The 20,496-nt window shown below is 56.4% G+C and carries 19 protein-coding genes and 2 pseudogenes; 14 read left to right on the forward strand and 7 right to left on the reverse strand.

Annotation, left to right across the window (positions count from 1 at the left end; all coding sequences use genetic code 11):
- Positions 1 to 113: 113 nt before the first annotated feature.
- The 6 genes and pseudogenes from BMZ23_RS07955 to BMZ23_RS07980 all read left to right on the forward strand — a co-directional run.
- On the forward strand, positions 114 to 821 hold the full coding sequence (locus tag BMZ23_RS07955) for a hypothetical protein (protein ID WP_093475174.1): 708 nt from the start codon (positions 114 to 116) through the stop codon (positions 819 to 821).
- Positions 822 to 1,198: 377 nt separating this feature from the next.
- Positions 1,199 to 3,139, forward strand: a complete 1,941-nt coding sequence (locus BMZ23_RS07960) for a class I SAM-dependent DNA methyltransferase (RefSeq protein WP_093475176.1) — start codon at positions 1,199 to 1,201, stop codon at positions 3,137 to 3,139.
- A gap of 106 nt (positions 3,140 to 3,245) precedes the next feature.
- Positions 3,246 to 4,463, forward strand: a complete 1,218-nt coding sequence (locus tag BMZ23_RS15180; protein ID WP_245748159.1) for a restriction endonuclease subunit S — start codon at positions 3,246 to 3,248, stop codon at positions 4,461 to 4,463.
- Positions 4,460 to 5,707: a PDDEXK-like family protein gene (locus tag BMZ23_RS07970; protein WP_093475180.1), complete on the forward strand. Its 1,248-nt coding sequence runs from the start codon at positions 4,460 to 4,462 to the stop codon at positions 5,705 to 5,707. The genes BMZ23_RS15180 and BMZ23_RS07970 overlap by 4 nt, the downstream gene beginning before the upstream one ends.
- 194 nt (positions 5,708 to 5,901) lie before the next feature.
- Positions 5,902 to 6,507: pseudogene (locus BMZ23_RS07975) on the forward strand (Fic family protein); the annotation flags it as partial.
- Positions 6,497 to 7,051: pseudogene (locus tag BMZ23_RS07980) on the forward strand (DUF3387 domain-containing protein); the annotation flags it as partial. The pseudogenes BMZ23_RS07975 and BMZ23_RS07980, both read left to right, overlap by 11 nt.
- 290 nt (positions 7,052 to 7,341) lie before the next feature.
- Here the strand turns inward: BMZ23_RS07980 and BMZ23_RS07985 are convergent.
- Positions 7,342 to 8,121, reverse strand: a complete 780-nt coding sequence (locus BMZ23_RS07985) for a hypothetical protein (RefSeq protein ID WP_093475184.1) — start codon at positions 8,119 to 8,121, stop codon at positions 7,342 to 7,344.
- 609 nt (positions 8,122 to 8,730) lie between these two features.
- Here BMZ23_RS07985 and BMZ23_RS07990 point away from each other — a divergent pair.
- Positions 8,731 to 10,032: an ISL3 family transposase gene (locus tag BMZ23_RS07990; RefSeq protein WP_177197248.1), complete on the forward strand. Its 1,302-nt coding sequence runs from the start codon at positions 8,731 to 8,733 to the stop codon at positions 10,030 to 10,032.
- A gap of 49 nt (positions 10,033 to 10,081) precedes the next feature.
- On the opposite strand, the gene BMZ23_RS07995 is transcribed toward BMZ23_RS07990, so the two are convergent.
- From BMZ23_RS07995 to BMZ23_RS08010, 4 genes are all read right to left on the reverse strand, one after another.
- Entirely contained in the window at positions 10,082 to 10,291 is a 210-nt protein-coding gene (locus BMZ23_RS07995) for a hypothetical protein (protein WP_177197249.1), read from the reverse strand.
- A 13-nt stretch (positions 10,292 to 10,304) separates the two neighbouring features.
- Positions 10,305 to 10,802: a RadC family protein gene (gene radC, locus BMZ23_RS08000; protein ID WP_093475188.1), complete on the reverse strand. Its 498-nt coding sequence runs from the start codon at positions 10,800 to 10,802 to the stop codon at positions 10,305 to 10,307.
- The gene (locus BMZ23_RS08005) at positions 10,774 to 11,724 is read right to left on the reverse strand and encodes a recombination directionality factor (RefSeq protein ID WP_093475190.1); all 951 of its coding nucleotides are present in this window, start codon (positions 11,722 to 11,724) and stop codon (positions 10,774 to 10,776) included. The genes radC and BMZ23_RS08005 overlap by 29 nt, the downstream gene beginning before the upstream one ends.
- A 91-nt stretch (positions 11,725 to 11,815) precedes the next feature.
- Complete coding sequence (locus BMZ23_RS08010) at positions 11,816 to 12,820, reverse strand: YqaJ viral recombinase family nuclease (protein WP_093475192.1); 1,005 nt, start codon at positions 12,818 to 12,820, stop codon at positions 11,816 to 11,818.
- A 156-nt stretch (positions 12,821 to 12,976) separates the two neighbouring features.
- Here BMZ23_RS08010 and vapB point away from each other — a divergent pair, with 156 nt between their 5' ends.
- Positions 12,977 to 13,207: a type II toxin-antitoxin system VapB family antitoxin gene (gene vapB, locus BMZ23_RS08015; RefSeq protein WP_003285520.1), complete on the forward strand. Its 231-nt coding sequence runs from the start codon at positions 12,977 to 12,979 to the stop codon at positions 13,205 to 13,207.
- Positions 13,207 to 13,611 (forward strand): type II toxin-antitoxin system tRNA(fMet)-specific endonuclease VapC, encoded by a 405-nt coding sequence (gene vapC / locus BMZ23_RS08020; RefSeq protein ID WP_009408500.1) that lies wholly within the window; start codon positions 13,207 to 13,209, stop codon positions 13,609 to 13,611. Before vapB ends, vapC begins: the two co-directional genes overlap by 1 nt.
- A gap of 86 nt (positions 13,612 to 13,697) precedes the next feature.
- Here the strand turns inward: vapC and BMZ23_RS08025 are convergent, their stop codons facing one another.
- Both BMZ23_RS08025 and BMZ23_RS08030 read right to left on the reverse strand, forming a co-directional pair.
- Positions 13,698 to 14,666 (reverse strand): DUF932 domain-containing protein, encoded by a 969-nt coding sequence (locus BMZ23_RS08025; RefSeq protein WP_093475195.1) that lies wholly within the window; start codon positions 14,664 to 14,666, stop codon positions 13,698 to 13,700.
- A 97-nt stretch (positions 14,667 to 14,763) separates the two neighbouring features.
- Complete coding sequence (locus tag BMZ23_RS08030) at positions 14,764 to 15,093, reverse strand: hypothetical protein (RefSeq protein ID WP_093475198.1); 330 nt, start codon at positions 15,091 to 15,093, stop codon at positions 14,764 to 14,766.
- A gap of 313 nt (positions 15,094 to 15,406) precedes the next feature.
- Here BMZ23_RS08030 and BMZ23_RS08035 point away from each other — a divergent pair, with 313 nt between their 5' ends.
- From BMZ23_RS08035 to BMZ23_RS08055, 5 genes are all read left to right on the forward strand, one after another.
- The gene (locus BMZ23_RS08035) at positions 15,407 to 16,612 is read left to right on the forward strand and encodes a nucleotidyltransferase domain-containing protein (RefSeq protein ID WP_093475201.1); all 1,206 of its coding nucleotides are present in this window, start codon (positions 15,407 to 15,409) and stop codon (positions 16,610 to 16,612) included.
- A 56-nt stretch (positions 16,613 to 16,668) separates the two neighbouring features.
- Positions 16,669 to 18,327, forward strand: coding sequence for a ThiF family adenylyltransferase (locus BMZ23_RS08040; RefSeq protein ID WP_245748160.1), 1,659 nt, complete (start codon positions 16,669 to 16,671; stop codon positions 18,325 to 18,327).
- Positions 18,317 to 18,781 (forward strand): Mov34/MPN/PAD-1 family protein, encoded by a 465-nt coding sequence (locus BMZ23_RS08045; protein ID WP_093475205.1) that lies wholly within the window; start codon positions 18,317 to 18,319, stop codon positions 18,779 to 18,781. The genes BMZ23_RS08040 and BMZ23_RS08045 overlap by 11 nt, the downstream gene beginning before the upstream one ends.
- Positions 18,778 to 19,848 carry an SAVED domain-containing protein gene (locus tag BMZ23_RS08050; protein ID WP_093475207.1) on the forward strand — a complete coding sequence of 357 codons (1,071 nt, stop codon included), beginning with the start codon at positions 18,778 to 18,780 and terminating at the stop codon, positions 19,846 to 19,848. The genes BMZ23_RS08045 and BMZ23_RS08050 overlap by 4 nt, the downstream gene beginning before the upstream one ends.
- Before the next feature lie 290 nt (positions 19,849 to 20,138).
- Positions 20,139 to 20,384, forward strand: coding sequence for a type II toxin-antitoxin system Phd/YefM family antitoxin (locus BMZ23_RS08055; protein ID WP_093475210.1), 246 nt, complete (start codon positions 20,139 to 20,141; stop codon positions 20,382 to 20,384).
- The last annotated feature ends 112 nt before the right edge of the window (positions 20,385 to 20,496 follow it).

Genomic DNA, 20,496 nt, shown 5'->3' on the forward strand with positions numbered 1-20,496 from the left:
GAAGCTGAGGCAAACTTCTACCAGCAACACACCGGTCAGGCCATGGCTGCCTGACTTAAACGAAATGGCCTCCATAAAACCCGGTGTGATTCAGTACGCAGGAAGGGAATGCGATGAAACCTTTGAACATTACCGTTGAAGACCATGCAGTGCCACAGTTGATCACCTCTGCATTGGAGGCCTACGAAATTGGGCGCACGAGCCCGCGAAAGAAAGAAGACAAACTGGAAACCTTTGGCCTGCTTTGGGGGTATATGACCCCCGAGCGGGGCAATCGCCCCCCGCGGATTATCGTGACAACCGCCACTGTTGAAACATCGGCCCTGGTGACCAAAGGCTCGGCCAAGCCCGACCTGGGCTCACTGCGCATGAAAATGGAGTTTGTCACGCGCTACTGGCCTCATCTTGAGGTAGTGGGCACCTTTCACTCCCACCCTTACGACTCATTAAGCGAGGCGCGCGAGTACAAAGGGTGGCAGGCATCCAGCCCGGAAACTGTTGGGCCGAACCAGGGCGACACCGTGTTCTGGCCCTGGCTGCATGAAGAGCTTTTTCTGAATAACCCCTATCTAGGCCACCTGATTATCAGCGTGACCGCCCTGCAAAAGACGGGCTGGGCGTTGCCGAAAGCGATTGAGGGCGACTCGGGTTTTGAACTGTCGCTAGGCAAAAGAAAGATCTGGATTACCAGTTACGCCAGCGAGGCCATTGAGTACGAAGATGGGCCTGGGGCGCAGATGATGGACGCGCTCCCGGTGTTGGATATCCCGTCGATGACTCATCGAGCGATTGAGGGCAATTTTGCCCAGGCAAGCGACTGACCCCTAAAACCCTTGGGCTTAATGGGTAAGAGGCCGCTATGCCTCTTGCCTTAAAGCTGGAGGAGCAGGGCTTCACTCAAACTAGCCTTGGCAAAGTGCCAAAGAAGAGGCTGCCTGGCTTAAACGCTGCGTATTGCTGGGCGGGGAAACTGGCCGCACTGACAGAAACTATTGGCTATGGCTTTACCCCTGTGCGGCCAGTGGATAAGGTGACGAGCATCACAGCATGGCAGGCCGCGGTATCCCAGGGATGGCCTCTCCAATCGTATTGGCACACAGCCCAATACGCGTCACACAGCCATCCCCCACGCCCTTTGCCATCACCGTTTTTAGCATCGGCGCGCCGCCAATATGCAGCGCGTATTGAGGAGTGTTGTATGAGTGGTTTAGCCCAACTTGGCGAAGCCCTGCTGGCCGCAGTGCCGGTAGATGGCAGCAGCATTGGCAATCAAACCTTGTTTGAGCGGCTAAAGGCGCAGTTGCCGGAGATCAGTGAAGAGCAGCTCTGGGCAGCCCGCGATGCGCTGATCGAGCAGGGCGTGCTGGTCAAAGGCCGTGGCCGCGGTGGTTCGGTATTGCGCGCGCAAGCATCCGGCAGCAGCCTGGCGGATCAGGTGTTGAACAAGGCCCGTGAACGTATGGCACCGGTAAGTACCGAAGAGGTCTCTGCCGGTTATGTGGTGCAAGCCGCCGCAGCGGTGAAAAAGGCCAAAGCGCCCAAGCAGCAAGCCACCAGCATTGAGGCCATGGAGAAAACCCTCTGGGCCACCGCTGACAAGCTGCGCGCCAATATGGACGCCGCCGAGTACAAGCACATCGTGCTCGGGCTGATCTTCCTCAAGTACATCTCCGACAGTTTTGCCGGCCGTCGCGAGGAGCTTACGCACAAGCTGCTGGATGAAAACGACGACTACTACCTGGGTGCTCACGCCCTTGACGGCAGTGACCCGGAAGCCCTCAACGCCGAGCTGGAAGACCGCGACTACTACCGCGAGGTCAACGTGTTCTGGGTGCCGGAAGTGGCGCGCTGGGAGTCGATCCGCGCCGCGGCCAAGCAGGTGGATATCGGCAAGCGTATCGACGATGCCCTGGCCGCTATCGAGGCAGAAAACCCACGGCTGAAAAACATCCTCGACAAACGCTACGCCCGCGCCCAGTTGCCGGATGGCAAGCTCGGTGAGCTGGTGGATTTGATCTCCACCATCGGCTTTGGTGACGACACCAGCAAAGCCCGCGACCTGCTCGGCCAGGTGTATGAATACTTCCTCGGTCAGTTCGCCAGCGCCGAAGGCAAGCGCGGCGGGCAGTTCTACACGCCAGCCAGCATCGTGAAAAGCCTGGTGGCGGTGCTTAACCCGCACCACGGCAAGGTGTATGACCCCTGCTGCGGTTCGGGCGGTATGTTTGTGCAGTCCGAGAAATTTATCGAAGCCCACGGCGGCAAGCTGGGCGATGTGTCCATCTATGGCCAGGAAGCCAACCCCACCACCTGGCGCTTGGCGGCAATGAACCTGGCCATTCGCGGCATCGATTTCAATCTAGGCAAAGAGCCGGCCGACACCTTTGTTCGCAACCAGCACTCAGATCTGCGTGCCGACTTTGTGCTGGCCAACCCGCCGTTCAATATCAGCGACTGGTGGCATGGCAGCCTGGAAGGTGACCCGCGCTGGGTGTATGGCACGCCGCCGCAAGGCAACGCCAACTACGCCTGGCTGCAACACATGCTCTACCACCTCAAGCCCAATGGCCGCGCCGGTATCGTGCTGGCCAACGGCTCTATGAGCTCCAGCCAGAACAGCGAAGGCGATATCCGCAGAGCCATGGTCGAAGCCGACGTGGTGGAAGTGATGGTCGCGCTGCCCGGCCAGCTGTTCTTTAACACGCAGATTCCCGCTTGCTTGTGGTTCCTCGCCAAACAGAAAGCCGCCCGCCCCGGCGAAGTGCTGTTTATCGACGCGCGCAAACTCGGCACCAGCGTCAGCCGCGTGCAGATCGAACTGACTGATGCCGATATCGAACGCATCGCGCAAACCGTCGCCAACTGGCGCGGCGAGCCGCTGGATGTGGGCGGTGAGATTGCCGAATACCAGGACATCGCTGGCTTCTGCCGCAGCGTCAAACTGGCCGAAATCGCCGAGCATGGCCATGTGCTGACGCCGGGCCGTTATGTCGGTGCCGAAGAGGTAGAGGATGACGACGAAGCCTTTGCCGAGAAGATGCAGCGGCTGACCAAACAGCTGGGTGAGCAGATGCAGAAGGGCGCGGAGCTCGACCAGTTGATCCGGCAGAAGCTGGGGGGGCTGGGGTATGAGTTCTGAGTGGATACCAACTACCCTCGGAGCGATATGCAGCGCCCAGGGTGGAGCGATTCAGACAGGCCCTTTTGGTAGTCAATTACACACATCGGATTACAAGGAACTAGGCGTGCCCGTCGTGATGCCGACAAATATCGGCGACGGTGGTATAGCAACTGAAGGAATTGCGCGAATTGGGCAGGAGGATGTCGAAAGACTTCAGCAGCACAAGCTGCAGTTGGACGACATAGTTTTCAGCCGCCGTGGTGATGTTACGAAGAATGCTTTGGTGCGAGAGCATGAGGTCGGCTGGCTCTGTGGGACTGGTTGCCTCAAAGTTCGGCTGGGTGATCAGAGAATTGCTGATGCCAAGTTTATTTCTTACTGCTTACGACTACCTGATACGAAGGAGTGGCTGATACGGCATGCCGTCGGTGCCACGATGCCCAACCTGAATACAGGAATTCTTTCGGTTGTCCCCATTACTTTGCCGCCGCTCTCGCTGCAAGTCGCAATTGCTGAGCTTCTTGGGGCTCTCGACGATCGCATCACCCTGCTACGCGAAACCAACGCCACCCTGGAAGCGATCGCCCAAGCGCTGTTCAAATCCTGGTTCGTCGATTTCGACACCGTGCTCGCCAAGGCCGAAGGCCGGCAGCCGGAAGGCATGGACGCCGCCACCGCCGCCCTGTTCCCCGATAGCTTCGAAGAGTCCGAACTGGGCTTGGTGCCGAAGGGGTGGCGGTGGGCTGCCTTGGCTGACGCCTACGAAATGAATCCGGCGCGTAAGTTAAAGAAAGGCGAAGTCGCCCCTTATCTCGATATGTCCAGTGCACCCACCAGTGGGCACTGCTCGGAAGCATATGTTCAACGCGAAATGGGCTCAGGTGCCAAGTTCACTAACGGCGACACGCTGTTGGCTCGCATCACGCCCTGCTTAGAGAACGGTAAGTCGGCCTTCGTAGACTTTTTGGATGATGGTCAAAATGGGTGGGGATCAACTGAGTTCATAGTGCTGCGCCCTAAAGCACCTCTGCCTGAGTACCACGGCTATTTGCTGGCTAGGCACACACAGTTCCGCGATTTCGCTGTTCAATGCATGTCCGGCACCAGCGGTAGGCAGCGAATCCAGAACGACATGCTGGGAAGGTTTCTTCTGGCGCTTCCTACAGAGTCAGTGGCAAATGCATTTTCTGATTTTGTCATGCCTATTCAGAAATCAATTACGGCGAACCATAAGCAAGCCCAAACCCTCGGCCTGCTGCGCGATACCCTCTTACCCCGCCTAATCTCCGGCCAACTGCGCTTGCCCGACGCAGAGCAGTCTATGAGTGAGGCGCTGACATGAGCACCCCGGCCACCATTATCGATCTGCTCGATGCCGTGCGTATTCGTGCGGCATCCCTGGCCGAAGCCAAACAGCGTTACGCCGCTGAGTTGGCCCCGGACTTTAACCTGGTGGATCACCTGCGCAATAACGAGGTGGCACTGTCGCGCTACCTCGGCCTGTTGTTGGATACAAAAGGCGTGCACGGCCAGGGCGAACTGTTTTTGCGCGGCTTACTGCAACGCCTGGGGCAACCCGGTTTTCAGCCGCAGGATCTGCTGCGCGTTGAGCTGGAACAACGCACCCACAGCGGCCGCTTCCTCGATATTTACCTTGAGTTTCGCGGTGGCGTGATCGGCATCGAAAACAAGCCGTGGGCCGCCGACCAGGACAAGCAGCTCGAAGACTACGCGCGCTTTCTGCAGCTGTCGGCCCGAGGTGGGCAGTGGCTGCTGGTATATGCCTGCAACTGGGACCCTTCCGAAGCCAGTTTGAGCGAGGATCAGCGCAAGGCGCTGGAGCAAACCGGCAACTTCTTGCGCCTGGATTTTTTACGGATTGCCGAATGGCTGGATGACAGCGCCTGCCACACCCGCGCCCCTAAAGTGCGGCTGTTTGTAGAAGCCCTCAGCGCCTACGTGCGCCAGCAGGTTAATGGAGAAAGTGACGTGAGCGAGGCCGAACAAATCAAGGCGGTGATCCTGCAAAAGCCGGAACACCTGGAAGCCGCACTCAAAGTGGCGCAGTCCATCGAACAGGTAAAAGCCCAGCTGCTAGCCGAGTTCAAACGCAGCCTGGAAAACGCCCTTGCAGCGCATAGCTTGGGTTTGGCATGGGAAGACCAACCGCTGTCCAGCGGGCTCGCTTGCGCCGGCTTTGGCGTAAAGCTGCACAAGGCGCATCAACTGCAGCTGCGCTTTGAGTTCGGTGCTGCACGGTTAAACGCGCTGGTGTGGGGCATTTGCCGCGACAACGCCAAGATCGAACTGAACCAAACCGACGCCGAGATTGTAGCTGCCGCCATGGATAGCGCCTTTGGCCCCGGCACTAAAAGTTTGCTCGCGTGGCCCTGGATACCCAACGCGGTTATTCGCGCCAGCGTATTGCACGACAACGAACGCAACTGGGCGACGGCTGCTGAGCCATGGCTGAGCATGCAGGATCACAGCGAGCAGGGCTTTGTTAAGCGCATCGTTCAACTCGCGCTTAAAACCCAGCAAGCGCTGGCCGGTGCGCACGATGCGATGTGCCTGCGTGAGCGTTAAAAAACAGATGAATAGTTAGTTTCAAGTAAAGCTAGGCCTCTGGATTCGAAGTGGTTGGACCTTTGGGATAAGGCAACGCCAAAGACGCTGATTTCCCTTTTGACTTAGATAGTGATCGACTGCTGGATGTCGATGCTGCTGCAATCTCCCTTGCGGCATGTCGCGACCACCCGGGCACCCATGGAACTGAGCAGATGAGCCATTACCAGCCACCGTTAACTGTGACACCGCACATGCTGGCGCTGGTTGCCGAGATCAGCGAGCAAGTCGGGTTGCTATCTGCCCAGCGTGATGGCGCGCTGACGCCGCAGCTGCGCCGCGGCAATCGCATTCGCACCATTCAGGCCTCGCTGGCCATTGAGAACAACACCCTGAGCGTCGAACAGGTAACTGCACTGCTAGATGGCAAACGGGTAATGGGCCTTCCGCGTGAGATTCAGGAAGTTCGCAATGCCTTTGCCACCTATGACGCCATGCATGGCTGGCGCCCCGATAGCCAAGATGACCTGTTAGCGGCCCACGGGTTGCTGATGCAGGGTTTGATCGACGACGCCGGCCGCTATCGTCAGGGCGGAGTGGGGATTTACCGCGAGGGGCGTTTGCTGCATATGGCTCCACCGGTCAGCCGTGTTGCTTCCTTGGTGCAAGACTTGCTGAATTGGCTCGGCTCAACTGATTGGCATCCGCTGATTGCCAGTTGTGTGTTCCATTACGAGTTTGAATTTATCCATCCGTTCGCCGACGGCAACGGGCGCATGGGGCGACTGTGGCAGACGCTGATCCTCAGCCAATATCGGCCTGCTGGATGACGAGTTCCTCGCCGAGGTGCGCAACCTGCCAGAGAAGAACCTAGCCGTTGAGCTGCTGGAGCGCCTGCTGGAAGGTGAGATCAAGAGCAAGTTCGCCAGTAACCTGGCCCAGGAGAAGAAGTTCTCCGAGCTGCTCGACAGCGTGATCAAGCGCTACCAGAACCGCTCCATCGAAACTGCCCAGGTCATCGAAGAATTGATCGAGATGGCCAAGAAGTTCGCTGCTGCCAGCAAGCGCGGTGATGAACTGGGCCTGAATGATGATGAGCTGGCCTTCTACGATGCCCTGGCTAATAACGAAGCTTCGGTGCGCGAGCTGGGTGACGAGATTCTCGCCAAGATTGCCCACGAGCTCACCGACAGCCTTCGGCAGAACGTAACGGTGGATTGGAGCAACCGCGACAGCGTGCGCGCTAAGCTGCGGCTGCTGGTTAAACGCATTCTTCGTAAATATAAATATCCACCGGATCAGCAGGAGGAGGCGGCCCAGCTGGTGCTGATGCAGGCTGAGACGCTTTGTGAGGCGTGGATGTAACGATGGAGAACAAGCAAGGATCGCTGTTTGACCAAGCGCCTCAAGCCAGATTTATTTGCTGCTGCTGGCATCTGTTGGACGTATCCGACCAGGTGTGACAGGCTCGAACCGGCCAGCGACTGAACAGTACTCTAAATAAATTCTTCCCATTGTCGCTTCATTTTTTTACTTATGTCCGAAAACAAGGGCATGCTCTTTTTAGCGGCTATAATAAATCCCCCAGCGGGGCCGGGGGGTTATTGAGCGGCGATATCGGCAAGTTTAACTATGGCAGTTACTTGTTGAGGGGGTCAGCGACGTAAGCCGACTGGTTTATGGTTCTTGTCGTAACAAATTGGGTAGTCACAAGTACCACCAGCTGCATCGACTTTATCTTCGTCGACGTAGGGTAGGTATTTGTGAAGGTCATCAATCGATACGGGTTCGTTGTTGATATAACATTCATCATCCATGCGAGGGTTACACCAGGCTTCGGTTACTTTTGTGATGGCTGAGGGTTTATTGCCACCCTTCTTATCTTGAAGGTATTTATCGACACCACCTTCGTAGAACGCCCCTACAATGCGGTTAGCGCCTTCTTCATCCCTTCCAGTGCGACGTAACCATTTATGCAGCAGATCTCCGACCTGAACATACGACAGGTTCTGACTGCTGTATTCTTGGTATTTGTCATGACGATACACGACCGGCATTCCGTCGGAGGTTGTTTGGATAAAGTATCCGAATGGAATTGCAGGTTTTAATTCCCCATTCCAATAACCAACCTGTCGATTATCGATATAACACTCTCCATCGACACAGTTTGCGTTTTGGAATGTAAAGATACGAACATTGGCACCTCGCTGCGAGTCCCAAAGTACACGAGTTTCATCGGGGAATCCAAGGCGGCACGTGATGTGACCATATTGACCTTGAATTATTTTCCGGCAAGTCATTGCTTCAGGTAGTGCATCAAGGTCTGTGAAATCACGTAACCCCAAGATCGCATTGTTGAGTGCAAATGCGTTGTTGCTGACAATAATTCCGACAAATGACATGGTGAAGACTAACGCATAGAAGATTTTTTTCATGATGACTTCCTGTTTTGTTGTCTATGGTTTTATGTATATTTGTGCAAGTCTTGAGTTTATTGTTTTTTTTAGGTGATCCTAAGGATAGTCTGAAAAAGCCTCCTCTCGTCGCTCCCGCTGAGGCGGGGACTCAGACAGTTCGTGGGCCATTGATTACCATCTGTGCGGGAATGACGGCTTTTTCAGAGTTTTTATAATTTCCAGTTATGTGGTCATGTCGATTTCGTGATCAGTTTCGTAGATGGGTAGGCCTGTTAGATTCCATTAGTACGTAAAATTAACACTGCTGCCTGCAAGGCTTCTGGGTCAGGGGGCGACTTCAGCCCAAATGCCTATAATAGCAGTCGGGATGCTGCCATCGTGTAGATTCCATTCATTCTCGGTTACGCCATGCAATAATCTGGTCAAGCGGATCAGCCCTCTTGCGGCATTCTTAATAAGGCATGGCTGGAGTTTTATATAGGACATTTTCTGTTCATCGTTATGTTCCCTATCGAGTTAAGTGGCTCTTCGCATTTAAGGGTGTAGAAAAAATCTGGCCAGCTGGAAAAGGAGTCGGGGAACTTGGAAAATGTAAGTTCCAACACAAACAAAAACTAAGCCCCCAACGTGAACAATCTTACCTTTTCCAGCCCTGACCTTTCCAGCTTTTGCCAACTGAATAACCTCGGCCTGACTGCCACTGGACAGCACCTTTGCGCAGAACGTGCCGTCATCGAATGTCGTTTCACCAAAGCACCCGAACCATGCCCCAAGTGCGGGGCTGCTGGTGTTTCACGCGGTACTGTCGATAGTCATCTTGCTCACACACCTTACGGGCAACGGCCAACCAGATTGCTGCTGCGTATTCGTCGCTGGCGTTGTGCTTGCGGCTGTTTCTGGCACGAAGACACCAGCAGCGCTGCGCCGCCACGCTCAAAGCTTTCCCATGGGGCGATACGCTGGGCACTGGTTGCCATCGTGCTGGATGACTTGTCGGTATCCCGCGTTGCGAACCATCTGGACGTTGCCTGGCACACCGCAAATAGCGCCATTATCAACGAAGGTCAGCGTCTGCTTTTTAATGATCCGAAGCGGTTTGACGGTGTGACCGTGCTGGGTGTGGATGAGCATGTCTGGCGACACACACGCCTTGGTGACAAATACGTCACCATCGTGGTTGACCTTACACCCGTGCGTAACAAAACTGGGCCGGCCCGCTTGCTCGATGTGCTGGAAGGCCGCTCCAAACAAGTCTTTAAGCAATGGCTGAACAATCGTCCCAGGGCTTGGCGTGACCAGATCGAAAGCATTGCCATGGACGGTTTCACAGGGTTTAAATCTGCGGCGCAAGAAGCCCTGCCTCAAGCCCAAACCGTGCTGGATCCTTTCCATGTCGCGCGCTGGGCAAGCAACATGCTGGATGAATGCCGCCGGCGTGTGCAACACGACATCCTGGGCCGCAGAGGGCGTAAAAACGACCCGCTCTACAAAAGTCGTCGAACGCTACTGACCCGGATCAGCTACCTGTTTGACGCCAACAAAAAGCAGCTGTTCCAGCTGTTTGCAGATGAGCGCCACCTCGAAGTGGATTGCACCTGGAGCATGTACCAACGGGTGGTCAGCGCCTACAACGAGCCGGATCGAGGGCGCTGCGAAAAGCTCATGCAAGAGGTTATAAATATCATTACAGCCAGCGACTTGCCCAAAGCGCTCATTGAGGTGAAAGGCTTGGGGAAAACGCTGAAAAAATACGCCCAGAGCATCCTTGCCTACTTCGACCGGCCAGGAACCAGCAACGGTCCAACAGAAGCTATCAACGGACGACTTGAACACTTGCGAGGCACCGCCCTGGGCTTTAGAAATTTAACCCACTACATAGCCAGGTGCTTGCTGAAGTCAGGAGGGTTTAGAAATCAGCTACACCCTTAAATGCGAAGAGCCAGTTAAGTTTGCAAGTTCAAGAAGCTCGGGATAGTAGTTACTTCGCTAGCGCACTGGTAGGCTCTCTTGCTGCTGTTCCGGGAGCCAATGCCTTCACGAGGCGGCAATAAATCCAGCACGCCAACAGTAATCCGATCAGCAGTGGTGGAAAGCGCGCCATCAGAAGGACCATCAAGAGAAGGGCCAGGCAGCCCGCGAGAATACCGGCGAATGTGAGTACGGCGGCAAAGGTGCGTAGCAGTTTCATTATCGTGTTCTCCTCACAGGTAGCCTCGATCAGCCAGGGATACGCAGCCCTCGTGGCCCACCACGATATGGTCCAGGGTTCGCACTCCGACCAGGTTCAGAGCCTCCCGCAATTTGTGGGTCAGGGTGAGATCCGATTGGCTGGGTTCCGGATCACCGGAAGGGTGGTTGTGAACCAGTATGGTTGCTGCCGCGTTGTGCTCCAGGACAGCCTTGACGATTTCCCTTGGATAAACGCTGGCGCTATCCAGCGTGCCGCGAAACAATTCCGTGAAAGCGATTATCCGATGTTGGCTGTCGAGCATGAGCAGGGCGAACACCTCATGCTCGTATCCGGCCAGCAGTGCTTGTAGGTGACTGAACACTTCCTTAGGTGACGTCAGGGCACGTCCTTTGCGCAGACGCAGGCTGGCCAGCTGTTTGGCCATCAGCAGGATGTCGTTTTCCGTCACCGGCGAATCGACCAGATAGGTGCCGGTCGTGTCACTGGCTTTCAGCTTGTGCAGGCGCATGACGGCCTCCTTGGTCTTGATCAGTTGGTGAGTTTTGACGCGCAGCTTGTGCCTCAAGTTTTTCAGCCAGGCTGGGTTTGGTTGCATTGGGTGGAGAGGTCGTTGCTGCAGCCGGCGCTTCACCCTCGGTGTAGAACTCTTCCACGATGGAGCTGACATCCTCCTCGCTGTCCTCGAAGGCACCGTTGCCGAATCCGCGTCGTGCCGCATCATCCAATGCGGTCTGATTGAATCCGGCAGCCTGGCGCCTCGAATCGAGTTCATTGGCGGTCACAAGCGCTTCAGCCATATCCATGCCGCTGCGTACCGTCAGGTCGGCGTAAAAGATCGGCGTGCCATGGCTCTGGCGTGTCGACTTGCCACGCAGACGCAGTTCCAGCGGCAGGCAGGCCAGGCGGTTGCCTGAGATAGCCTGGAAGTAATGCAGGCGAGCGGCCAGGGTGCGGATGCTGTTGAAACCGGTGGTGCGGAACACGAAGCTGCCCAGCGGATCCTCATCGCCAATGACCACGTTAAGTCGACCATAGGGCTTGCAGGCGCCGCCTTTTGCCAAGGGGCAAGCATCAGGTGACGGACAAGGCAACGACTGCATGCCGTCCTGGGTAACCCGCTTGCAGGTTTCGCCATTGCCGACGCAAACCGGCCGACCAGATTGCCGATCGAACAGGGTGTAGTCGGCTCGGAAATTCAGCTCCGGTTCGTTGAACAGTAGGCGTACCGGAATGCTGCGCAGCTTGTCGTCCTTACCTTCGCGCAGCTCATCGTTGAGCGGATGAAGCAGCCAGCCATCCCTGCCTTGCACCTGGGATGTGATGGTGAACTGGTCATCTTTCTCCGGCAGTCGCTTGCCGTTCTTCTCGATGACCTTGCCGATGGAAATCCGCCCGAGTACCGGCGGGGTGATAGCCAGACCTTTGAGCATGGTGAGTCTCCTGGAAATGAAAAAAGGCCAGCCACGCAGCGCGAACTGCACGGACTGGCCAAGGGGAGGGAAGGGGTGGAGTAGTAGGGTTTCAGCCGACCAGGAAGCGCCGTGTACCTGGTTTCAGCAGTGGGTACTTGGCCTGCAGGTGCGGCTTGTCTTTGAGCAGTTGAGCGACATCGAGACCGATGCTGTCCTTGGCTTTGCGCCAACTGACGTAGCCATTGGAAAACTCCGCCCGACTGGCATCGCCCATGGCCTGCTGCAGCATCTGCTTGAGCTCGGCCTCGCGTTTTTCCTTGTCGGCAATCGACTGGCGAACGGCCTTCAACTCAATGAAGGCAGCGGCCAGTCCGGCATGGCCGCTGAAGTCGACGACCTGGCCGTTGTCCTGCGGATAAAGGCAGCGCAGCGCCACCTCAGCCGAAGCGCTGCCATCAGCAGGCGGCGGTGTGTCGGTCTCGACGTAGTACCAGAACTTGCGCTCCAGTTCGATCAGGCGAGCAATCATCTGCTCGTCCCGCTCGATACGGTGGATCTCCAGCGTCTGGCCACCGAGCAGCACAGCCACATCTGCGGCCTGCTTGCCGGTGACCGCGAGTTGGTGCATTACTTGTAGCTGGACATACTCCGGCACGCCCTCTTTCCAGAGGCGAGCCCCGTTTATACCGGCTGTCTTGCATTCTAGGATCTGCACATCGTCGGCCCCGATCACCTCGCGGTCGATGTTGGCCAGCATCCAGGGCAGCTCTGGATCCGGGTGCTGCAGCACGGCGTTGATGCGGCGTACCTTATTCTTCGTGCGCTTGCTGTAGTGCCAGGCCACGATAGGCTCCAACACGTTGCCCCAGTACATCGGGCTTTCCTCATCCTGAGGATCAGCCTTGGGCATGCCAGCATCACGACCGGTTTTCTCCATCCAGAGTTCCAGCTGCGACTTGTAGGGGTTGAGTCCTACGGCTGCAGCTGCATCCGAGCTGCCAATACCTTGCTTGCGGATTTGCAGCCAGTCCTCGCGTGGCAGTTCCTTGGTGCTGACCAGGCGCAGAGCCGGGCGGGATTTGCTGGTGCTGCGGTTCAATGAAGTAGCTTTCATCATGTTTCTCCTGCAGGCATAAAAACGCCCAGCCAGCACAAGGCTGACCGGGCGTTTATGGTGGTAGGTGGATGGCTAGTTAGGGATATGCCTTTGACATATCCCGCTTGATTGGCACAATGGGCTATACGTAAGGCATATCCCCAGGAGGTTTCCATGGAACAAGGTGCAGTTTTTCAGAGCAACCGCAGTCAGGCGGTGCGTTTGCCCAAGGCGGTTGCGCTGCCTGAGGATGTGAAGCGGGTGGATGTAGTGGTAGTTGGTCGAGCCCGAATCATCACGCCGGCAGGCGAGGCCTGGGACGTCTGGTTCGATGGCGAAGGTGTGACCGCTGACTACATGGCGGATCGCGAGCAGCCTGCAGATCAAGAGCGAGATGCGTTCTGATGCTGAAGTACATGCTTGATACCAACATCTGCATTTTCACGATCAAGAATCGTCCTGAGCAGGTGCGGGAAGCCTTCAAGCGCCATTCAGGGCAGCTGAGCATCAGCACTGTCACCCTGATGGAGCTTATTTACGGCGCCGAGAAGTCCGCTAATCCCGAGCGTAATCTGGCGGACGTTGAAGGTTTCGCTGCGCGCTTGGAAGTACTGCCTTACGACGCTCAGGCAGCGGCTCATTCCGGGCAATTGCGAGCTGAGTTGGCTCGTATCGGCAAGCCTATTGGCCCGTATGATCAGATGATTGCAGGACACGCACGTGCCCAGGGACTGATTCTGGTCACGAATAATCTTCGTGAGTTCGAGCGAGTCCCAGGTTTGCGCGTCGAGGATTGGGTGAACGCCTGATTAAGGGCGATCATTTAATGCAGAGCAGCTGAACAACCCCTGATCACCCTTGTGGCGATCAGGGGTTGTGTTTATGCCGCATCAGCTTAAGCGGCGAGCTGCAGTGCTGCGTCCAGCGCGCGTTGCTTGATCTGCGCGCCCTGGCCGAACCAGGCAGAGTCCAATCGATACTCAGTGCTGCGCGCCCGGCGTTCGTGATCGACGTACTCGGTGACGGCATTGAGCAGGCCCCAGGCAGTGCCTCGTGCGGAGTCCAGCTGGCTACCACGACCACGACCTTCGTACAGCTCCTGCACTTTGCGCAGAGCGCGCTCGTTCGGCAGCTGTTCAGGAAGCGGACCGGTCGGGCTGGTCTCACACATCACGTTCATAAAGAAGCCCAGTGCCTCATGCCACTGCACCTTGCGTTCCGCCAAGTGGCGCATGCGGTACATGAAGTCGTCCCATTGCGAGACGGCGACACCAAGCTGCTTCTTCACCAGCTCACCATCGAAGCGGGTGCTGTGCGGCACCTTGATCGCACGGCTGGTGCCGTCCAGGGCGATAGTCAGTGTGTTGTTGCAGACTACGCGGATGGTGGTGGGCGTTGCGGTGGTAGCGAGGGTGCCGTCGCAGGAAGTGGCCAGCAGCAAATAGCCATTCACCTGGTCGTTACCTTTGATCGCTGCACCCTGGCCGGTCCGTGCCAGCGCCCAGAACTTGCGCCCGCCCTTGAGCACGCCAGCAGTTTCCAGCTCGTAGCCGGAGACCTCGGTCAGGTCACGATAAAATTCGAGCACTTCCCGAGGCTGCACAGTGTGATAACGCTGCGAGACCACCGACAGCGGTGCCTTGGTGTCCGAACGGTAGAGCACCTTCTGCTCGGGGAATGAGTGGATCGCGCCGAGATGACCGATGGCATCCGACTTGAAATGCACGGGGCTTTCCAGGATCTGCCAGTCCATACCGGCTTCGCGTTGCCAGACTTCGATGGGCTGTTTCTGCGGCAGGTTGTTGCCCAGGCCGTGCCACGGAGTAGAGCCAACGTAGGCCATTTGTTCGATTTGATGAGCCATGACGAATTTCCTTTGGGTGCGGGCCGGCATAAAGCGCCACGCAGAGCGCAGCACCGGCAATCAGTGATGGATAAGTAAGAGGGGAACGGTGCCCGGATCAGGCCGGCAGGTTGAAGCGATGACCGCAGAGCAGGCAGAGGTTGTGGGCCAGTACATGGCGATCGAGCGATTCGCCGAGCTGAGCGCCAATCGCACAGCCGCCGACGCCTCCGGCCAGCCCGCCGAGAATGGCACCGGATACCGAGCCGAGTGTGATGCCGACAGGCCCGGCGATTAGGCCGAGTGCTGCACCGGCCTTGCCGCCTGCCAGAGCAGCGCTGACGCCACGTGCGAGGCCTCCGACAGCGCCGATGGCCGCGCCGGCTTTCATGGCGTGATAGAATGAAGCGACTTTGGGGGAGTGACAGCGAGGGCACTGCAATGACATGGGAGGATCCTCCTTGGTGGTGATGTCACTGCGGTAATGTGTTGCTGAGATTTTTTCGAATCGAATGGCTGCTTTGCAGCAGCGCTAACTGAGTGCGAACAGGCTGGAGTCGGCCAAAAGCGGGCATTCATTCGTGGCAGATATCGACCGTGACTGACGGCCAGAGGCAGTAAAGCGACGACTCCTCCTATAGTCGTGGCATACCATTCCCAGCTTCATATTTGCCAGACTGGACAGCCAAACACCACTGCGCTTCTAATGGTTGATGGCGTTTTGATAGTGTTGAGCGGGTCAAATTAGGGAGGATTGGAATATGCCGACGAAGGCTGCAGAAGACTTTCTCGCTGCATTAGCAGAAGAGCTTGCAATTAGTGAGTCGCGCTATGAACAGGCAAGCCGGAGCTATGGGGCACTCGGAGTCTGGCTCCACCGTGCAGACTCAACCGTGGCTCAATACGACCCGCAGGTATATGTGCAAGGGTCGTTCCTGCTGGGTACGGCGATCCGTCCTTTGAACGATGAGGAAGAGTACGACGTCGACTCCGTTTGCTTGCTTCGCAACTTAGGAACGACAGATCTCACTCAGAGCCAACTGAAGGCGCTGGTCGGCAAGGAGATTAAAGCCTACCGCGTTGCACAAAACATGGTTAAGCCCGTTCGGGAAGGTCGGCGTTGCTGGATTCTGGACTATGCGGATGGGGCTCAGTTCCATATGGACATTGTGCCTTCTGTGCCCAACGCAACCCGTCAGCGCCTGTTGCTTGAGGCTCGTGGACTGGACTTGAAGTGGTCTGAAACGGCAATGGTCATCACCGATATCGAGTCGCCTGTGTATGAGCAGCTCTCGGATGACTGGCCGCGCTCTAACCCGAAAGGGTATGCCGAGTGGTTCAAGCAACGCATGGGAGAGCTCTTCGAGCGGCGCAGGCAGATGGTGGCAGAATCCATAAAGGCCAGTGTGGAGGATATTCCAGACTACAAAGTTAAGACTCCTCTCCAGTCTGCAATCATGATCTTGAAGCGCCATCGTGATGGCATGTTCGAAGATCGGTACGAGGAGCGGCCTATCTCGATCATTATCACCACTCTGGCTGCTCATGCTTACAACGGCGAAGAAACGATTGCCGCTGCTCTCTACTCGATCCTTTCGCGAATGGACCAGTTCATCGAGCCTGATGGGCAGCACTTCATCATTCGCAACCCTTCCGACCCGCTCGAAAATTTCGCAGATAAGTGGCCGGCGCATCCTGAGCGGCAAGCAGCATTTTTTGAATGGTTGAAGCAGGCCCGCCAAGATTTCAAAACGCTTGCGGACCAGGTAGAGCGGCGCCGCTTAATCGAAAGTATCCAGCCTCATATGGGTGCAGTAGCGGACAGAGCCGCCGTACGACTCGGCCCACCTCCTGGAAGCATGCTGCAGCCGGCCACAGCGGCGGCCGCTGCCGCGGTTGCTACCACAAGTGCTCCGGCATTTCCGAACACTCCCCGGGAGCCAACCACACCCAGGGGGTTTGCTTGATTTGGTGGGTGGAGCTGCCTGGACGTGCGCAGGCCGAGCGCGCCGCAGTCTCTGACTTGGCTGAGCAAAATCCATGGCTCACGAACGTAGCGTGGCGGGTCGCGGCTAACCTGCAATTTGTAGCCGACTTCGAGCTGCAGGTCGGAGAGCAGAGCATTCCGCTGACATTGACCTATCCCGATTTCTTTCCCGACACGACGCCTTCTGTTGTGCCGCGTGATGGGGTTCGTTTATCGGGGCATCAATACGGTGCGGCCGGCGAGCTCTGCCTAGAACACCGTCCTGATAATTGGTCGCCTGAAATTACTGGCGCCATGATGATTGAAAGCGCATACCGCTTGCTGTCGGTTGAGCAGGAAACCGGTCAGGCGGCGGAGTCAGATCACCGCACGCTCCCTGCCCAGCGAGTGAGAACCGCAGCGTTTCGCTTCCTCTGCTCAGAGCTAGTGCGGGCCGGTTTGCAGATGGTCGAAGAGGGGGATGTGGTAGAGGCTGAAATTCAGGAGCACTACTTCTCTGGCGTTTGGGCTGCTCAGTTAGCGCGTATTGGTCCTGCTGACGCGCCTGCCTGGGTCGAGCCGAAGAGACGTGGTTACGGTGCTACCTCAGTAGCTAGTAAAGTGATTCGTTTACCCGAGGGCTCACCCATCGAGTGCCAGTCACTTGATGACCTGGTCGCACTCCTTGAGCCTCATGGCCATCGCTCCTTGGGACAGGAGCTATTGCTGGTGTCCGGGACTAACGCGGTCATCCTCTGTGAGGGGGGGAACATTCTAGTCGCCATGGTCTATGGCGATGTAGGGAACCGAACGCTGATCAAATACAACCAGGTCATAACTGAGGTTGATAGCGTACGCCTCGATCCTGCATACGCTCGTCTCAATGCAGCGAGAGTCGCAGTAGTTGGATGTGGCTCCGTTGGTTCTAAAGTGGCAGTACAGCTGGCTCGATCGGGGGTCGGGCATTTTGTGCTCGTAGACGGCGACGTATTTGCCTCGGGCAATTTGGTCCGTAACGAACTCGACTGGCGAGCGGTGGGCATGCATAAGTCGCGAGCCCTGGAGTCCCGGCTTCAAGAAATTAGCGCTGATTGTGAAGTTATCAGTCGAACTACAGTCCTAGGCGGGCAAGAAAGCGGTGGGGCAACCGCCGTGACGATGAAGCACATCGCTGACTGTGATGTGATCATTGATGCCACTGCCGATTCGACCGTTTTCAACCTATGTGCATCCATTGCACGTAGAGCCAAGAAGCCAATGTGTTGGGCGCAAGTATTTGGCGGCGGCGCCGGTGGGATTGTCGTGCGATCACGGCCAGAACTGGATCCCGCGCCATTGGCGGCCAGGCAAAGAATCGAAGCTTGGTACGCGGACCAGGGAGTCGAGTGGCCTGAGGAACGAACCTCGCAACCTTATTCGGAGGTTGGTGATTCAGGGGGGCCTTTGATTGCGGATGACGCAGACGTATCCGTTGTGGCGGCGCATTTATCCCGCTTTGCCATTGATCTGCTTGCCCGTCCCGGCTCAACGATTTTTCCTTATTCGGCCTACCTCATAGGCATGGCTGAAAGGTGGGTATTCACTGCACCCTTTGACGTTAGACCCATCGACCTTGGCGCTAGTGATGGTTGGAGTACAGAGACGCAGGAAGGTGACCTTGAGGCGCTTAAGCAGTTGCTAGCCGATCTGTTCCCTGGAGCAGGCAATGCGGGTTGAGATCTCGAATAGCGTCAGGGACAAGCTACGGAAGGCGCTAAGAACCGCGGGCAGTCGCGAAATTGGTGGTGTCCTGATGGGGGAGCAGGTCGCGCCAGGTCATTTTAAGGTCGTCGACTTGTCGATCGACAGCCAGACCGGCGGACGAGCTCATTTTGTCCGTGATTCAGAGGCCCATGCCGAGGCTCTAGCCGCTTTCTTTCGCGAGACGGGCCATCAATATGATCGATTCAACTACTTGGGAGAATGGCACTCCCACCCTCGATTTTCGGTCACTCCGAGTACTCAAGATGTGAAATCCATGAACGATTTGGTAGAGGGGGAGAGGGGAATCGACTTCGCGGTATTACTGATTGTCAGGTTGCAATGGTGGCGCTGGATATCCTGCTCCTGCACCTTGTTTTGTCGTAACGCTAAGCCTGTGCCAGTCGATTTATTGGAGGAACAGCGTTGATCAACTACTTCCTGCGCTCCCTCATCGACTGGATCTTCAGGCGACGATCAACCGGATTGACCCTGGTAAGAATTGGGGTGCCGCTTCTTGCTGTAGTTCTCGTAGGCCTCACGATCGGGGTGGAGATTCCCACATCCCAAGGTCCCTTAGTCTTGAAGTGGGACTCATCTGGCTCTACTGGCGTATTGAGCTATGGCGTATTCGTCATCGCAAGCCTCATCGTACTGATAGGGCTAGGTCTCATCATTCGAGATATCCGTGAGGAAGGCCGCAAAAAAGTCATTGTCATCGAGGCAAGAGGGTTACGCGATTGGCAGGGGCAACCTTTGGCATCGGCGGTTCCGTGGTCAGTGCCTGGGCGACGCGAACAGGTGATAGTTGATCTCAGGCAAGGGTTAGTGGATGGCCAAATCGTCAGCCCTGACGTAGCGCTACGTCGTCTGGCTGGATTGGCCGACGATATTTCTCGACGTTGTGATGGGTTGGACAGGCTGGATATCTCCTTCGTGCTCGGTGGGCTCGCACCGGTGCCATTTCTTTTTCTACTGGGAGTGATCGTTGATGATGAGTCCCGAACGTTCTTTATGGACTGGGAGCGGACTCGGCATGACTGGCAAACTCTGGCTGAGGAGGATGATGGCAAGCGGTTCGTAGTTACCGGGCTGGAAAAGGTCCACGCACAAATACGGCGAGTGGCACTCTGCGTGTCTGCTTCGTACGATGTGCTGGACGCAGATGTGCAGGTTGCGGAGCCCAATGTACCGATCATCAAAATGGAGTTGGATGGGCGCAACACCAACTCGCACTGGTCCGAGCTGAAACAGCAGAAGCTTGCTCAGCAGTTTCTAGATACTGTGATGGTCTTGGCTCGGCAGGGCGTCAGCGAAATTTCTCTGTTTCTGGCCGCACCGGCGAGTCTCGCATTGCGACTAGGTACGCTCTACGACAAACGTAACCTTCCGCATGTCGAGGTTAATCAGTTTGAGCAGGGTGACCCCAAACGATTCCCTTGGGCAGTTCGAATGCCGGTGTCGGGGTTGCCACTGGCTGAGGTGAGACAACGATAGCTACGGGTATTCCAGCCAATAATGGAGGGGCGGGCAGTGATGACCGGCAGCTTTTGGCAGGTTTCTGCCTGTTGCTACCGGCTGCTTTGTTGCTGGCTGTGGATGGTCATTTTTCTCTCGTGCAGAACTCTGCCCAGTCCGCCATCAGTGTCCGGCCCAGTTAACAAATAAAAGTTTGGCCTATCTATATTTCAAAGGCCGTGTGGACTTCAAGCTAATCCGGGGTAGGGATCTTTCATCCAGATTCGTCCTGCAACCCCTGGGCAATAGGGTGGTCAAAGAGGTTTTCTATGCAAAACATCTTCTCTGAGGCAGCAGTCAGCATTTCTGAGCTGAAGAAAAACCCATCCCGCATATTGGCTGAAGCCGCAGGTGCCCCTGTAGCCTTGCTCGAACAGGATCGCGTTATGGCATATCTGGTCCCAGCGACGCTGTACGAACAAATACTCGAGCGCCTGGACGATTTCGAGCTGGCTTCATTAGCGAAGGCTCGGGCAGCTGAAAAATCCATCCAGGTTTCCTTGGAAGACCTGTAAGCAGCAGATGCTCGGGTTTGGATTGAGCCATCCAGTGTTATGCCCATCGGCGTCTGAATGCGCAGCACAGTTTTTTCTCTGCTACGATATTCAAAGGTAATACCTTTAGATA

It is taken from the genome of Halopseudomonas yangmingensis, assembly GCF_900114825.1.
GTDB lineage: Bacteria > Pseudomonadota > Gammaproteobacteria > Pseudomonadales > Pseudomonadaceae > Halopseudomonas > Halopseudomonas yangmingensis.

What these genes read in the sequence shown, in the direction of transcription:
- BMZ23_RS08045 (WP_093475205.1), top strand. Translation starts at nt 18,317, where the DNA reads ATGCGGGTTGAGATCTCGAATAGCGTCAGGGACAAGCTACGGAAGGCG.
- BMZ23_RS08035 (WP_093475201.1), top strand. Translation starts at nt 15,407, where the DNA reads ATGCCGACGAAGGCTGCAGAAGACTTTCTCGCTGCATTAGCAGAAGAG.
- BMZ23_RS08055 (WP_093475210.1), top strand. Translation starts at nt 20,139, where the DNA reads ATGCAAAACATCTTCTCTGAGGCAGCAGTCAGCATTTCTGAGCTGAAG.
- radC (WP_093475188.1), bottom strand. Translation starts at nt 10,802, where the DNA reads ATGCGCCTGCACAAGCTGAAAGCCAGTGACACGACCGGCACCTATCTG.
- vapB (WP_003285520.1), top strand. Translation starts at nt 12,977, where the DNA reads ATGGAACAAGGTGCAGTTTTTCAGAGCAACCGCAGTCAGGCGGTGCGT.
- BMZ23_RS08010 (WP_093475192.1), bottom strand. Translation starts at nt 12,820, where the DNA reads ATGAAAGCTACTTCATTGAACCGCAGCACCAGCAAATCCCGCCCGGCT.
- BMZ23_RS08005 (WP_093475190.1), bottom strand. Translation starts at nt 11,724, where the DNA reads ATGCTCAAAGGTCTGGCTATCACCCCGCCGGTACTCGGGCGGATTTCC.
- BMZ23_RS08030 (WP_093475198.1), bottom strand. Translation starts at nt 15,093, where the DNA reads ATGTCATTGCAGTGCCCTCGCTGTCACTCCCCCAAAGTCGCTTCATTC.
- BMZ23_RS07970 (WP_093475180.1), top strand. Translation starts at nt 4,460, where the DNA reads ATGAGCACCCCGGCCACCATTATCGATCTGCTCGATGCCGTGCGTATT.
- BMZ23_RS08025 (WP_093475195.1), bottom strand. Translation starts at nt 14,666, where the DNA reads ATGGCTCATCAAATCGAACAAATGGCCTACGTTGGCTCTACTCCGTGG.
- BMZ23_RS07955 (WP_093475174.1), top strand. Translation starts at nt 114, where the DNA reads ATGAAACCTTTGAACATTACCGTTGAAGACCATGCAGTGCCACAGTTG.
- BMZ23_RS07995 (WP_177197249.1), bottom strand. Translation starts at nt 10,291, where the DNA reads ATGAAACTGCTACGCACCTTTGCCGCCGTACTCACATTCGCCGGTATT.
- BMZ23_RS07960 (WP_093475176.1), top strand. Translation starts at nt 1,199, where the DNA reads ATGAGTGGTTTAGCCCAACTTGGCGAAGCCCTGCTGGCCGCAGTGCCG.
- vapC (WP_009408500.1), top strand. Translation starts at nt 13,207, where the DNA reads ATGCTGAAGTACATGCTTGATACCAACATCTGCATTTTCACGATCAAG.
- BMZ23_RS07985 (WP_093475184.1), bottom strand. Translation starts at nt 8,121, where the DNA reads ATGAAAAAAATCTTCTATGCGTTAGTCTTCACCATGTCATTTGTCGGA.